The organism is Vibrio agarilyticus, assembly GCF_012641465.1.
Lineage (GTDB): Bacteria > Pseudomonadota > Gammaproteobacteria > Enterobacterales > Vibrionaceae > Vibrio > Vibrio agarilyticus.
Map to the genome: position 1 here is coordinate 206,576 of NZ_JABAIK010000007.1, position 13,720 is coordinate 220,295.

14 protein-coding genes are annotated in these 13,720 nt (G+C 44.2%); 5 read left to right on the plus strand and 9 right to left on the minus strand.

From position 1 onward, the window contains the following. Positions 1 to 2: 2 nt before the first annotated feature. From cpaB to HGP28_RS09315, 6 genes are all read right to left on the minus strand, one after another. Entirely contained in the window at positions 3 to 806 is an 804-nt protein-coding gene (cpaB, locus tag HGP28_RS09290; RefSeq protein WP_211091937.1) for a Flp pilus assembly protein CpaB, read from the minus strand. A 12-nt stretch (positions 807 to 818) separates the two neighbouring features. Beyond that, the gene (locus HGP28_RS09295; RefSeq protein WP_168836170.1) at positions 819 to 1,235 is read right to left on the minus strand and encodes an A24 family peptidase; all 417 of its coding nucleotides are present in this window, start codon (positions 1,233 to 1,235) and stop codon (positions 819 to 821) included. A gap of 9 nt (positions 1,236 to 1,244) precedes the next feature. Then, on the minus strand, positions 1,245 to 1,442 hold the full coding sequence (locus HGP28_RS09300) for a Flp family type IVb pilin (protein ID WP_168836171.1): 198 nt from the start codon (positions 1,440 to 1,442) through the stop codon (positions 1,245 to 1,247). Positions 1,443 to 1,581: 139 nt separating this feature from the next. Continuing rightward, positions 1,582 to 1,779, minus strand: coding sequence for a Flp family type IVb pilin (locus HGP28_RS09305; RefSeq protein WP_168836172.1), 198 nt, complete (start codon positions 1,777 to 1,779; stop codon positions 1,582 to 1,584). A gap of 382 nt (positions 1,780 to 2,161) precedes the next feature. Then, the gene (locus HGP28_RS09310) at positions 2,162 to 2,500 is read right to left on the minus strand and encodes an antibiotic biosynthesis monooxygenase family protein (protein ID WP_168836173.1); all 339 of its coding nucleotides are present in this window, start codon (positions 2,498 to 2,500) and stop codon (positions 2,162 to 2,164) included. Between the two features lie 270 nt (positions 2,501 to 2,770). Then, positions 2,771 to 4,192: a mercuric reductase gene (locus HGP28_RS09315; RefSeq protein WP_168836174.1), complete on the minus strand. Its 1,422-nt coding sequence runs from the start codon at positions 4,190 to 4,192 to the stop codon at positions 2,771 to 2,773. 274 nt (positions 4,193 to 4,466) lie between these two features. Between HGP28_RS09315 and HGP28_RS09320 the strand changes: the two genes are divergently transcribed. Further along, positions 4,467 to 5,450: an SLAC1 anion channel family protein gene (locus HGP28_RS09320; RefSeq protein ID WP_246225666.1), complete on the plus strand. Its 984-nt coding sequence runs from the start codon at positions 4,467 to 4,469 to the stop codon at positions 5,448 to 5,450. A gap of 122 nt (positions 5,451 to 5,572) precedes the next feature. Then, positions 5,573 to 6,793, plus strand: coding sequence for an MFS transporter (locus HGP28_RS09325; RefSeq protein ID WP_211091938.1), 1,221 nt, complete (start codon positions 5,573 to 5,575; stop codon positions 6,791 to 6,793). Between the two features lie 161 nt (positions 6,794 to 6,954). Here HGP28_RS09325 and HGP28_RS09330 read toward each other — a convergent pair whose 3' ends face one another. Continuing rightward, positions 6,955 to 7,359, minus strand: a complete 405-nt coding sequence (locus HGP28_RS09330; protein WP_168836175.1) for a nuclear transport factor 2 family protein — start codon at positions 7,357 to 7,359, stop codon at positions 6,955 to 6,957. Positions 7,360 to 7,616: 257 nt separating this feature from the next. Between HGP28_RS09330 and HGP28_RS09335 the strand changes: the two genes are divergently transcribed. The 3 genes from HGP28_RS09335 to HGP28_RS09345 all read left to right on the plus strand — a co-directional run bounded on the left by HGP28_RS09335 (position 7,617) and on the right by HGP28_RS09345 (position 11,234). Then, positions 7,617 to 8,477, plus strand: coding sequence for an NAD(P)H-binding protein (locus HGP28_RS09335; RefSeq protein ID WP_168836176.1), 861 nt, complete (start codon positions 7,617 to 7,619; stop codon positions 8,475 to 8,477). 151 nt (positions 8,478 to 8,628) lie between these two features. Beyond that, positions 8,629 to 9,459, plus strand: a complete 831-nt coding sequence (locus HGP28_RS09340) for a formate/nitrite transporter family protein (protein ID WP_168836177.1) — start codon at positions 8,629 to 8,631, stop codon at positions 9,457 to 9,459. A 59-nt stretch (positions 9,460 to 9,518) separates the two neighbouring features. Then, the gene (locus HGP28_RS09345; RefSeq protein WP_168836178.1) at positions 9,519 to 11,234 is read left to right on the plus strand and encodes a bifunctional protein-serine/threonine kinase/phosphatase; all 1,716 of its coding nucleotides are present in this window, start codon (positions 9,519 to 9,521) and stop codon (positions 11,232 to 11,234) included. A gap of 417 nt (positions 11,235 to 11,651) precedes the next feature. On the opposite strand, the gene HGP28_RS09350 is transcribed toward HGP28_RS09345, so the two are convergent. Beyond that, positions 11,652 to 13,133 (minus strand): hypothetical protein, encoded by a 1,482-nt coding sequence (locus HGP28_RS09350; protein WP_168836179.1) that lies wholly within the window; start codon positions 13,131 to 13,133, stop codon positions 11,652 to 11,654. Positions 13,134 to 13,552: 419 nt separating this feature from the next. Next, on the minus strand, positions 13,553 to 13,714 hold the full coding sequence (locus HGP28_RS19430; protein ID WP_369333941.1) for an integrase core domain-containing protein: 162 nt from the start codon (positions 13,712 to 13,714) through the stop codon (positions 13,553 to 13,555). Between the last annotated feature and the right edge of the window lie 6 nt (positions 13,715 to 13,720).

Sequence of the window (13,720 nt, forward strand, 5' to 3'; positions counted from 1 at the left end):
GCTTACTTAATTTTGATTGTGTCGCCGCGGAACTCGACGATGGCGCGATAATCCGGCAGCACATCACCGGAATTGGCCTGTAAATCGCTCGCCTCTTGGCGACCTAATGATTTGTGTACTTCAAGTTGTGAGATATTTTTGGCGATGGCCAACTTTGCCACTTGACGCTGGCTCAATTCGAGAATCAAAGTCGTATAGGCAGGGTTTAACACCTCTCGCGATGATTCATTGGGCAGTTCGGCACTGACTTGGAGTACTTTTACTGCCATAAGCACCGGAGCAATAGACACGGTTTTATACCCAGTGACGGTCTCGTCATTGGCTAAGTTTTGCTGCTCTGATGACAAAGCGACCACATCAACAAACGCGCCATGAGTAATGATTCCTCCAACCATATTGCTGGTACTGACTTCTATCGCATAGGGCACTTTATTTTTTGCAACGATGGCTTCGATATAACCAGGATCACTAGGGGTAATAAACAATGACGGGCTAACTAAGGTACCCGCAGCAATATCTTGAATGGCAACGCTTCCTGGCGTTAAATTGAGAGGCATGCTCGGGTCAATTCCGAGTTGTAAGGCTTTAGGTTGGTCGATTTGGCGCAATTCGAAGTGGGTTTTGGAAACCACTGTGCCTCGAGAAATCCGCTCGGCTAACGCATACACCGTCACTTGAGGCACCGCTGTTTCAGCGGCTAACTCAACCAATGGCGCTTGGCTAGATTGATTAAAATAGGGCTGTGATAAGCCATAGAGACCAGCACCGATGGCGATCAAGGCCACCGGGATCAGCAATTTCATCATTATCTGTCCTTCTTAAAACGAAGCGACGGAAGTAACAAAACAACTTAACGCGATGGGGATACCATACGGAACACTGTTAAATTTGCAACACGGGCTTAAACGTCGATACAGTAAAAATATGAGTGCTGTTGCACAACCTGTCAAACCGATAAATGCAATCGTAGCGATATAAAATTGGCTGTCTATCATAGGAAAAAACGCCAGAAGAAGTTTACTGTCACCAGCGCCCCAAATACGAAACCGCCACAAAGCAATCGCGATGACAAAAGTGATAAGCAGCGCGCTCCAGTGGGGAAAATCTCCACGAAAAGCAATGATGACAAATCCGGTGAGTAAGATCGCAGCGCACAGCAGGTTGGGTATGATACGCCATCGCCAGTCATAGTAGCAGGCAATGAGCGAGAATATCATCAGCGCTGCGATCATCATTGGCGGCGATCACTTCATTTTGTCTTTGATGGTTTTCATGCCTTCATCCAGTGCTTTTTCTAAATCGCCATTGGTACCAAATACAGCCGTTACAATCCCAGCAATCGCCACACCGACTAATGCATATTCAATCGCCGTAACCCCTTCACGTTGCTCAATAAAATCACGAACCAACATTTCAAATTTTACACACGTTGCAAGAAACATAGTTATCTCCTTATTTTCCACTTTAAAACAATTAAATGATTTCAATTAGAATGTTAAATATTAATAGATGAGACTATTTTATTGTTTTTTAAATATAAAAAGAGAAATAAAATAGCCATTTCCTATTAATCTCTAGTCATTATTTCATTTTATCTTTAATCGTTTTCATCCCTTCATCCAGCGCTTTTTCAAGGTCACCATTAGTGCCAAACACTGCGGTGACAATGCCTGCAATAGCAACGCCTACGAGAGCGTACTCAATCGCCGTCACACCATCGCGCTGCTCGATAAAATCACGCACCACCATTTCAGCTTTAACACACAGATTTAAAAACATAGAACTCTCCTTGATATTAGCTTGATTGCATAAAGACCATGTACAAGAAGAATATAGTTGCCCTAATCCATTTTAACTAGGCAGGAAAAACAGAGAGAAAAAATTAGTATTAATTTTAAATTAATTATCAGTAGGTTATTTAAATGACATATTGTAAAGCCAGAAAAATATAAGCACTCACTGGCGAGAAATTACAACTTTTCTCATACTAAGAAGGAAAGGGATTCTACCCAAACAACGTGAAGGCGCAGGTATGCGGCAAGCGCACAAAACCTCTGAGCACGTTATGAGCATAAATAGACTATGCGATGGGGTCGTGAGCGCCAAGCAACACCGCAGCAACGTTAAGTGGGAGATTGCCGATGCTGCGATATGAGTAGGATTAATTGAATGGGTTGCCTGCAGGCGCTTCATCGCGCTGATTCATGCCATAGTCGCGAATGACACCCGCAACACGCAGTCGGTAATCTTGAAACACACGCTCTCGAGCACTCATTTGCGCCAAACGATGCGCCTCAACACGTCGCCACTGAGCAATCGCCTCTTCGTCGCGCCAAAAGGATAACGAGAGCACTTTGCCCTCATTTGATAGGCTTTGAAAACGCTCTATCGAGATAAAACCATCAATTTCAGCCAATTGCGGCCGGAGTTGAGCAGCAAAATCTAAATACTGCTCGGTCATTCCTGGGGTTATAGTGACTTCGAAAATTACTGCAATCATGATTGTCGCTTAATGATAAAAATTTCAGTCAGCGTTTTGCAGCAAAATTAGGTATTGGTCAAGCGTTAGCCTTCAAGTTTTTCTAATATACTCAAACAACTTGGCGTTGCAGGTAGGCGGCAAACGAACGAAGCCTCTGCGCACTTCGTGACCATAGACCGACGACGTGATGAGGTTCGAGAATGCAAACCAACAACGCTGCAACTTCACGTGGGAAAGGCATCGAGCCCACGCCATGGCGTTTATGTCGCACCCTTACCCCCCCACGACTCAGGAATCAGATGATCCCGCCAACGGTTGCAAATTGTCTAGAACCCAAGGCATAAGTTCACTCACAGTGGGGTGAGGAAATACTGTGCGCCGCATAATTTTGTAAGAGACTTGTGATTGCATATAGGCTGCGAATATTCCAATCACTTCATCGCCCCCAGTGCCAAATACGGTTGCGCCAACGATTTGCTCTGATTGTGCATCAACCAATATTTTCACCAACCCTTTGGTCTCCTGCTTTTCGCGAGCACGAGCAATGCGCTCCATCGGCAGTGTCGCCATAAGAATTTCTCTATCACTTTGCCGCGCTTGTGATTCACTTAAACCCACTCGAGCTAACGGCGGGTCAATGTACATCGCATAAATGATATGGCGCAGGCTCAATCTGCGATCTAACTCGGCAGGCTCAGGATTAATGCCCAACTGACGACTGTAGTGATCCCAAAAAATCTCGCCATCGTTTACCGATGTGTGGGTAAATGCACCACAACCATTAATATCACCCAGCGCGTAGATGTGACTTTGCGAGCTTTGAACCCAGTCATTCACTTTGATGTAGCCATGTTCGTCACACTCAATGCCAGCGGCACCCAAATTTAGTCGGTCGCTATTTGGCACCCTCCCTGCTGCATAAAGGCAATGAGATGCGTGAAGCTGTTTTTCTTTGCCATCTTGTTGATATTCAACTAAGACCGGCAAACGGCCATGCTGACGGCTCACTTTTTTCAATTCGGCACCACAATGCAGCATAACGCCTTCATCACTCAGCACGTCACTCGCAATCTGCGCAATATCTCTGTCCTCACGAAACATAAGCTGTGAACCGCGCTCTAAGACCGTGACTTGGCTACCAAGACGACGAAAGATTTGCGCAAATTCCAATCCAATGTAACTGCCTCCAACAATCGCGAGATGCTCCGGTTGCACGGTAAGATCAAGCAGAGTTTCATTGGTTAAAATGTCAACCCCATCGCGGTTTTCCAGCATAAACGGCGCGGGGCGACAGCCCGCGTTAATAATGATATCTGTTCCAGTAAGCACTGTGTCGCCCACCTGAACGGTATGGGAGTCAATAAAATGCGCTTCACCATAAAAGACATCACACAAAGAATATGCTTTGAGCGCCGATTCAATTCCTTGTGTTGCACTGGCGCGATTACGCTGCTGCGGCGCCATCACTTTAGCAAAATCCACTCGAAGTAACCCCGTGCTAAACCCAAAGTCAGCGCCTCGCCCCGCTTGATGAATTGCTCGCGCCGCTGCAACTAAGGTTTTTGTCGGAGTGCAGCCTGTGTTAACACACGTTCCACCAAATTGATTGGCTTCAATAACGGCCACCGACTTACCTGCTGCGCTTAGTCGAGGCACAACGGTAAGCGTCGCCTGCCCTGTTCCAATCCAAATAACATCGTACTGTTTCATGATTTCACCCCGCGGCTTTACTTGGCTATAAGCCTAGTTGACGCACTGAGAAGTGTAAGCTCACTCTTGAATCATAAAGGGTAAATTGCAAAGTTGAACATTATGATTTTTGCGCGTTTTTGCGCATCCTTTTGCTTTATGATTCGTGTTATACCCAAACCACTTGAAAATGCAGGTAGGCAACAACCGAGTGTGAGCCACGATTCACTTCAATTGGTATGACTAATAGAGCATTAACGTATTCGTTTGATAGGTATAACTCAGGATTTTTGTTATGGACTTTCTAGAAATGGACGCGCAGCGTCAGCACGCGCCTTCACGCTTACCCTTTTTTCCAATTGTCTTTTTTGCCGTCGTGATGGGCCTTAGTGGTCTGACTCTCGCTTGGAAAAGTGTGGCAGGAAACATAGCGCCCGATATCTACCAATGGCTCGGGGCCATAACAACGGTGATCGCACTCATTGTCTGTGCACTCTACTTTCTAAAAACAGTTTTACATCGTGACGCCGTACGAGCAGAGCAGAACCACCCAGTCATGCTCAACTTTTTTCCTGCATTTTCAATCAGCTTGCTATTACTTTCTGCGATTTGGCAAAGCACCCCATCGCTTGCCCTGCCACTTTGGGGACTCGGCTCTGGTGTACAATTATTATTGACCCTTTATGTACTAAGCCGTTGGATATACGATCAACACTTTCAAATCACCCATGTTAATCCCGCTTGGTTTATACCCATCGTCGGCAATATCATTGCGCCAATTACTGGAAGTCAATTGGGGTTCATTGAGTTGAGTTGGTTCTTTTTTAGTATTGGCATTGTGTTTTGGTTGGTGATACTGACTATCGTGCTCAATCGCCTCTTTTTTCATGAGCCGCTACCGCTGCCAATGACGCCGATGTTATTTATCTTATTAGCGCCACCTTCTATCGCGTTTGTCTCTTATACCAGCCTTATCGATGGCATCGATCATTTTGCTCGTGTGCTTTACTACGTGGCGCTGTTCATCGGCTTATTTTTACTGGTTAGCATTCCCCGTTTTATTCGAGTTCCGTTTTCACTTTCATCGTGGGGATATTCGTTTCCTAGTGCAGCGCTCACTCTTGCAACCTCAAAAATGGCGACACTGATTGCAAGCCCCTTTCTCTTGTCACTCTCATACGCGCTGCTTTTGGGTGTCACGCTATTGATTGCCCTCTTACTGATAAAAACCATAAAGGGTTTACTCAATCACACCATCATTAGCGCAGAATCAAAATGATAGATGCTTCGCAATTTGTGGTGTTTAGGTAGAATTTTTATAGTTCCGAGTAGAATTGCTATGGAGAAAGCACAGTGATGAGCGTATTTTCCTAGCACTTCTTTATTACTCACCTTGTTATTATGTTATTGCTCCTTGCTCTAATTTATCTTGCGTTTATTAGCCTTGGCTTACCTGACGCAGTGCTTGGCTCGTCTTGGCCTGTAATAAGCCAAGATCTTTCCACCTCACTTGATGCAGCCGGCTTTGTTGCGGTTATCGTAAGTGCAGGTACGGTGATTTCTAGCCTTGCGGCAACTCGAATCATACAACGATTTGGTACCGGAAAAGTGGTTGCCGTTAGTGTGCTAATGACGGCCGCCGCGCTACTTGGTTTCACCAGTGCCAACTATCTGTTTGTGCTCGTTCTCCTTGCTGTGCCACTCGGTTTGGGCGCAGGGGCGGTCGATGCAGCGCTCAATAATTTTGTCGCGCTGCATTACAAGTCGAAGCATATGAACTATTTGCACTCATTTTGGGGAGTCGGCGCCACAACGGGACCATTAATTATGGCAACCTATTTGGCCGTCAATGGTGGATGGCGCGAAGGTTACGCGGTTCTCTCTGCGATTCAATTTGCGCTAGTCATCGTGCTTTTTGCCACCTTACCTCTTTGGAAAAAAGCCATTACTCCGACAGTGAGCCAAGAAGAAGAGTCCTCTTCTACGGCGATGATTTCCAATCGAACCGCATTGAAAATCAAAGGGGTAAAACTGCAAATGTTGGTCTTTTGCTGTTACTGTTCGCTGGAAGCCGGGACGGGATTGTGGGCCGCCAGCTATCTCACCACTGAAAAAGGCATGCTTGCCAGTGACGCCGCCTTCTGGACGGCGATGTACTTCCTTGGGATCACCATCGGCCGCTTTTTGTGTGGCATGATTGCGGATCGTTTTGATGAAGCGAAAATGATCCGTTACGGCGCGGTCATCATTTTGTTGGGCGTCATTGGCGTTTTGGCGCCACTTCCTATGGTGCTCAATCAATGGAGCTTAGTGTTGATTGGTCTGGGTTGCGCGCCTATATACCCCAATACCATTCATCTCACACCCAAACGCTTTGGCGCCCACGCCTCTCAAGCGGTTATCGCTCTTTCAATGGCGACCGCGTACACAGGTACGACCTTAGTGCCGCCTATGATGGGCTTTGCGCTGGACACGCTATCCTTTGCTTATTTTCCGTTCATCTTGCTACTACTCAGCGGCGTAATGCTGGCCTTATCTGAAAAACTCAACGCTTTTGGTAGCAAAACCAATGCGGATAAAAATTCAACGAATGAAGCGCAGATGGGTGCCGAATCGATGTAAACCAAACCATCATGAGTTGAATCGACACAGTCGCGCCTAGTGACGGCTCTAGGCGCGAGCACAATGACCAGATAACGCAACCAAAGACGAACTGACCCCCAATCAAGCCTTGCTCCGTCTTGGTGTTCGTTACGCGTTATCTTGGTCACCCCTTTGCCACTCTATGGCTCAAGGAAAACGCGACGCACTTGATCTGTATCGCCATACTCGCGAATACGCCAAATCTTCCCCTGTTTCATTTCAATAAGGTAATGGTACAAATTGTTGTACGTTTTCCCATTTTTCATGTTACCAAATGACTCAACTTCCACCGCAACGCGATCGCCATCGATAGTCCAACCCTTAGGGGTCATCGCCAAATGGTCAATCACAGTCTCTTTAACACCGGCCATCAAGCCTTTTATGCCTTCTTGATCCATATTACCAGATACCGGTAGCCCACCTTGCTGTCCCATCATCCGCCAATCAACATCTGGCGTGAGTAGCTCCAGCACCCCTGGTACATCCCCGTTGGAGAAACGTTGAAAAAACTCATTAACCACTTGGTGATTTTGCTCTGAGCTCATTATGGACTCCTTTTCCTCACCCCTCACCGAGCAAGGCCAAATCGTTGCAACATGTCTGTGAAAGATAGGAGCAATAGCCGCAAACTATTACCCTGATTTTAGAAAAACAGAATTTTATCTCAGCGCAATTTGGAGAGGCCGATAGGTGAAAAGCGAATATCGCTTCAGTTTCAAATAGGAAGGGGTTAACCACTTGCGGCAACCTAGGAGCATAACTAGCCTTTACCCTACGCACGCTCACCAAGAGGATGACATGAATGACCAATATTGCGATTACCGCCGCAAGCGGACAGCTCGGGAGCGCGATTATTTACGCCCTTAAAGAACTTGTCAGCCCACAGCAACTGGTTGGATTATCAAGAAATACCGCGCATGCGTCTCACCTTGGCATTGACATTCGACCGGGTGACTATAACGATGGCGCTACGTTGCAGCACTCGTTGCAAAACATTAATACATTAGTGCTCATTTCAAGCAATGACGAGCCACAACGTCGTGTTACTCAACATCGCAACGTAATTAATGCCGCAAAAAAGGCCGGTGTGACGAAGTTAATTTACACCAGCATTCAAGGAAACCCTGAAGGTAACGACTTTGCTCCTGTGGTTGCCAGTAATAGACAAACCGAAATGGATATAAAGTCCAGCGGATTAGAATGGTCTATCGGTCGCAACGGCCTCTATATTGAACCAGATATTGAATACATAGATCACTATCGCCGTGAGGGCATCATTCGAAACTGCGCGGGTAATGGAAAATGCGGCTATACCACACGAAATGAGCTCGCCTGGGCCTATGCCAAAATGGCCACTGGCCAACAGCATAATGGCCAAACCTACAACTTAAACGGCGCGCCAATCACTCAAAGCGAGTTATGCCAATACCTCAATCATGCTTTTAGCACGACATTGAAATACGAAAATATGAGTGTCGACGCATTCAAAATTGAACGAATCAATGAACTCGGTCAGTTTATTGGCACCGTCATCGCCGGTATCTATCAGAGCATTGAACAAGGCTATTTCAATAACCCAAGTGACTATTCCATTGCGGCGGAACGCGAGCACCTGTCTTGGACGCATTTTTTTGAGCAACTACGTCAGCAGCAACTGCAATAGTGTCTCAATTATGTGCATAGTTGCACCTTTCGCTCGCATTGATTAGTTTAAAAATGAAAACAGTGATTAAAAGACATTGAAATTTATAACTTATTTTTGTGGCACAGTTTTCGCTATTTCAACAACAGTCATCATTATAAGGAGAGTAACGATGTCATACGTTGAACCCCGTGAATTTGTCACCAAAATGGTTGATGCTGGCGAACAAAAAATTTTCATGTCGACCAAAGATACGGTCGTGCGTGCCTTTATGGCAGGTGCAATTTTAGCTCTAGCTGCTTTTTTTGCGATCACCGTGATCGTCAAAACCGGTAGTGTACTGGTTGGCTCAATTCTCTTTCCGGTCGGTTTTATCATGCTCTATCTGATGAAATTTGACCTGCTCACCGGCGTCTTTACGTTAGTTCCCCTCGCTGTGCTTGATAAACGCAGTGGTTGCACCGTCGATCAGATGCTGCGTAATTGGGGTCTGGTGTTTCTCGGCAACTTTGCTGGCGCTCTCACTGTCGCGTTTTTTGCCTCGTTCATTTTAACCTACGGATACAACACTGATGGCGGTGTGCTAGCACAAAAGGTCAGCACCATCGGCGAGTCCAGAACCCTTGGGTACCAGGAGCACGGCTTGGCAGGTTGGTTCACCATTTTCATTCGCGGCATGTTATGTAACTGGATGGTTTCTATGGGCGTTGTGGGCGCGATGATATCGACCTCTGCAACAGGGAAAATGTTCGCGATGTGGATGCCGATCATGCTGTTTTTCTTCATGGGCTTTGAGCATTCTATCGTCAACATGTTCTTGTTCCCATTTTCGATGATCATGGGTGGGGAATTTACCGTTGTCGATTATTTTATTTGGAATGAAATTCCTACCGCACTTGGCAACTTAGTTGGTGGACTACTCATGGTCGGCTTGCCACTTTACATCACGCACGTGCGCACAAACGCCGAGCGCAAGCTCAAAGTAAAGGAGCAGTTGGCATAACACCGTTTAAACACACGTTAATGAACCGTGCATCGAAGTCATCAATATGAGTTACCAGTATGAGTTCAAAACCGCCTCTCATTGAACTGGGACAAGCTTCGATTGCCGGTCTCAAGCCGATAAATCAAGATTTCATCGGCGCGTTAATACCAAAACCATCCGCTATGAAACGCAAGGGGGCTCTTATTGCGATAGCGGATGGAATAAGCTCAAGCAACGTCAGTCAGATTGCCAGCGAAACGGCAGTGAAAACCTTGATCCAAGATTACTACTGTACCAGCGATGCCTGGACGGTAAAAAAATCCGCCATCAAAGTACTTACCGCCGTCAATTACTGGCTTTATGCACAAACGCGAAACAGTGAATTTCGCTTTGATTTTAATAAAGGCTACGTGTGCACGTTAAGCGCGCTCATTCTTCACCAGCGCCACGTGTACCTTTTTCATTGCGGCGATACTCGCATACTAAGATTTTCTGAAAACCATCTAGAGCAGCTTACACGCGATCATCGAAATAAACTCGGCACAGAGAGCGACTATCTTGCTAATGCCTTTGGTCTAAACCCTCATTTGAATCTTGATTATCAGAGCGTTGAGGCAAAGACAGGCGATATATACATTCTTGCCAGTGACGGATTTTATGAGCATGTCAGTGAAGAGGCGCTCATTGAGCAACTCACTCATCAACCACAAAATCTCACTCTATGCGCCCAAACGCTTACCACGCTTGCATTAGATAACGGCAGTGCAGACAATATTTCTGTCCAATTGGTTAAAATTGGCCCCTTACCCCATTCGTCTGAGCCAATTGACCTTTTTTCATCGAGTCGATTGCCCTTACCACCAGCACTAAAATGCGGCGATACCATTGACGATCTTCGTTTAATACGCGAACTGAGCATCACCAGTCGTAGCCATCTCTTTGTTGCAAAGCGAGCAACGGATGATACCGAGTTGGTCATAAAACTGCCGTCTGCGGAAAGTCGAGACGATGAAGCGGCGCTTGAGAGCCTATGCATTGAAGAATGGGTCGGGCGCAGGCTTCACAGCCCTTACCTGCTTAAAAGCCTACCCGCGCCAGAGCGCCACTATCTTTACACGCTCAGCGAATACGTTCGAGGAATCACACTAGCCCAATGGCTGAAACAAAATTCCCCTTGTGCTTTATCAAACTGGAAACACATTATGATTCAAATCGCCAAGGGGATTGATGCCATGCACCGCCACGATATGATTCATCAAGATCTTCGGCCTGAAAATATATTGATTGATGAAAACGAGAAAATCACCATCATTGATTTTGGCGCCACCCACATTTTGGGATTAACAGACAATCCAGCATCAGTGATTAAGGGCACCATGCAATTTACAGCGCCCGAATATTTCGTCGGGCATGCAGCGACACCGCAATCGGATCTCTATTCACTCGGCGCGATTGGCTATTATCTGCTGACCAATAAGCTTCCTTACAATGGCATGGTCAGCCGCGCGCGCTCACCCAAACAGCAGCGAGCACTCAAATACACTTCAATCAACACGCTTGATTCAAATAGGAACGTAACAATAAACTGCGTTTTGCAAAAAGCGCTGCAAATTCAGCCTCGAAAACGCTATCACGCTGCATCTGAGTTTGTGTTTGAGTTAACCTCACCTAATGTCGTAAAAAAAACACGCCCAATAATTCCTTTGATTGAGCGTAACCCATTACTCTTTTGGCAGCGCCTATCACTTGGGCTGGCGACAACACTCATTGTGCTTTTAGTGTTTGGCTACTAAAAACAATATAAGAGTCGCCAGTTACAGGCAGTTGGAAGGTATCGCGGCAGCAAAAGTCGCTGAAAAGCATAAAAACCGCAAACTAATCCCAAAACTATTCAGTAAGAAATTCTGGCTATGCGTCAAGCACACAAGGCCATCCGCGAACGGTCAAAATCATTTTTGGACATTTTTGAGTTACGTATTTTAGTAAATTAGATAATAACGGGTTAGTTTAAGTAAGGTGAAGACTCTTAAACCTGATTTATGTATGTGCCAATCGTATACATCGACACATCAATACCATTAATCTTTTATTTTTGCTCACCACAGAGCTAACGAGATATCCATAACAATCAAGGTGAGAACTGGTAGTTTAGACTGAAACGGCAGTACTTCAGCGGGTACTCTTGGTGATAAGGGCTCTTATGTGATGGCTTATTTTTTCTTTTTCTTGTCCTTATGTTTTTGAGTATTGCTTTTTGAGTGCAAGATGACGACTAAAAGATCAATTTTGAATGCGTCTTTTTTTGTGATTTTAAAATGATTAAAACTATCGAATGAAGCAGGATTCATTTCTGCTCCACTGTTATTTACAACATTTTTAATTTCACTTTTTATCTTATCAAGTTCAGCATTAAAAGCGTAGAGTACAACACATGCTTTTCTGTTATGGCCTTCGGCATAAGATGCCGCTTGAGTAAAAATTGCCTTATCGACATCATCTTTTTTAAATTTACCATCTTTAAATGCAATTTTTGCTTCAATAGCTAAATCAGAAATAAATTTATCTTGAACATTATTGACCAGTAAATCTATACAACTTGCACCATCATCTTCCTCTATCTTAGCGGTTACATTGGGTTGCAAATTGATGAAATCACTCAATCTTTTGTTAATTGCAGTTTCATTACGAAATTTTTCATCATCGAGTAAGTAAGACAGTTTATCCTTTCTTAATAATTTAATTCCTTCTTTGATATAAAGCATTAATTGGTCAGGAGAGGAAATAATTTTATATCCTAACTTACTAGTTCGATTTGAATCTTCAATAATCATGGCTGTAACTTTATTGCGCTTTTCTTGGTAATAAGTAATAGCCGCCATAAAGTGCGGACAAGTATCTGATAGATCATCGGACGGATAGTCGGTTCCACCCGTTGTTATTGTTTTATTTTCAATTGTTATCAGTGATTCTTTTACCCACTCAAGAGCCTGTAAGAGACTATTTTCCAATCTTGTATCCATGTTATAGAAACGGTCGTAATTTTTACGATATCTGGCGTTTCGATCATCACTAAGATATCTACGTAGGTTATTACGGAACGTGATGTACTTTCCTACACTATTTGAGGTGGGCTGATGATAAAGACCATTGTTTAAATTATATGAAGTCAAAAATAACTTATTACTGCCAACCCAGCCAAGTAAAAATTCTGACTTATCAAACTTCTTATTTTCGTAAGGTGCTATCAAAGTAATCTTTCTAGAAAAAACTTCATAGCGATGCACTTCTATTTTAATATTAACTTTTGTACTGCTTTTGTTAGAACTATCTTCTTTAGTAAAAAATTGATAATTAACAAGTTCGCTTTGGATTTCTTCTATAGAAGATTTCAACTTAATTATAAATTCCGACTCACTAGAAGATATGGAATCGAAATGAATATCTTCATGAAGTTCGTTCGAACAATTTAAAACTATTATATCTTTGGTATAGTCTGGAGCCCAATTTTTATCCGCTTTAGAAATAGTAAAGGGTGTTAGCCCTAAACACATTTCTAAAGCACTGATCCATCTAATAGCAAGAGAAGTAGGGAAGGTGAAATTACAACGAGAAATTATTCGTAAAGAATCTGCAAATCTCTTGTACGATGCATCATCTTCAATTTCTTGCCATAGTGGACTTAAATCATTCATGTATTAATCAGACTATCTTTCATATCAAACCTCCTTAAAAGAATAACGCATTTAGCTTTAAGATCATACCATCATAATTTGACCTTTCTCCGAGAGTAGTATCACACTTCATTACTTTGTGCCTCTAGCCAGTGACTTTTTAGAGAGAATCATTTCTGTATCTTGCAACTCATTTCGGGGCAATTTCGTGTTACATGCCCCGCCAGCACACCTTTGGACAGAAACGTGCTAGGACGACGATAAAGCTACTCCTACTGAGACCTTCACTGGGTATACTATATGATCAAAGTTTACACTCAATATTGTCTGGTTCTGTTACAAAGTTACGTCAGTGTTAGAAACAGAGCTCTATCATTATGATGGGTGAGTGTTATTTCAATTTAGACTCTAATGTAATGACCCAGCCGAAATTGGACAACTTAAGCCGCTAATTCATACGCTTTAGCGGGCGTTTTCATATTCAGAGCTTGATGTGGTCGTTCTGTATTGTAGAAATCAAGCCACTTGCCAATCGCTGTTCTGGCCTCATGCATCGACGTAAAATTGTGCATCCAGATACATTGCTCTTTGATGGTTCTGATTAGCCG

Coding starts and splice junctions, on each gene's coding strand:
- HGP28_RS09295 (WP_168836170.1), bottom strand. CDS start 1,235: ATGATGATCGCAGCGCTGATGATATTCTCGCTCATTGCCTGCTACTAT.
- HGP28_RS09320 (WP_246225666.1), top strand. CDS start 4,467: ATGGACTTTCTAGAAATGGACGCGCAGCGTCAGCACGCGCCTTCACGC.
- HGP28_RS09345 (WP_168836178.1), top strand. CDS start 9,519: ATGAGTTCAAAACCGCCTCTCATTGAACTGGGACAAGCTTCGATTGCC.
- cpaB (WP_211091937.1), bottom strand. CDS start 806: ATGATGAAATTGCTGATCCCGGTGGCCTTGATCGCCATCGGTGCTGGT.
- HGP28_RS09350 (WP_168836179.1), bottom strand. CDS start 13,133: ATGAATGATTTAAGTCCACTATGGCAAGAAATTGAAGATGATGCATCG.
- HGP28_RS09310 (WP_168836173.1), bottom strand. CDS start 2,500: ATGATTGCAGTAATTTTCGAAGTCACTATAACCCCAGGAATGACCGAG.
- HGP28_RS09305 (WP_168836172.1), bottom strand. CDS start 1,779: ATGTTTTTAAATCTGTGTGTTAAAGCTGAAATGGTGGTGCGTGATTTT.
- HGP28_RS09315 (WP_168836174.1), bottom strand. CDS start 4,192: ATGAAACAGTACGATGTTATTTGGATTGGAACAGGGCAGGCGACGCTT.
- HGP28_RS09300 (WP_168836171.1), bottom strand. CDS start 1,442: ATGTTTCTTGCAACGTGTGTAAAATTTGAAATGTTGGTTCGTGATTTT.
- HGP28_RS09335 (WP_168836176.1), top strand. CDS start 7,617: ATGACCAATATTGCGATTACCGCCGCAAGCGGACAGCTCGGGAGCGCG.
- HGP28_RS09330 (WP_168836175.1), bottom strand. CDS start 7,359: ATGAGCTCAGAGCAAAATCACCAAGTGGTTAATGAGTTTTTTCAACGT.
- HGP28_RS09340 (WP_168836177.1), top strand. CDS start 8,629: ATGTCATACGTTGAACCCCGTGAATTTGTCACCAAAATGGTTGATGCT.
- HGP28_RS09325 (WP_211091938.1), top strand. CDS start 5,573: ATGTTATTGCTCCTTGCTCTAATTTATCTTGCGTTTATTAGCCTTGGC.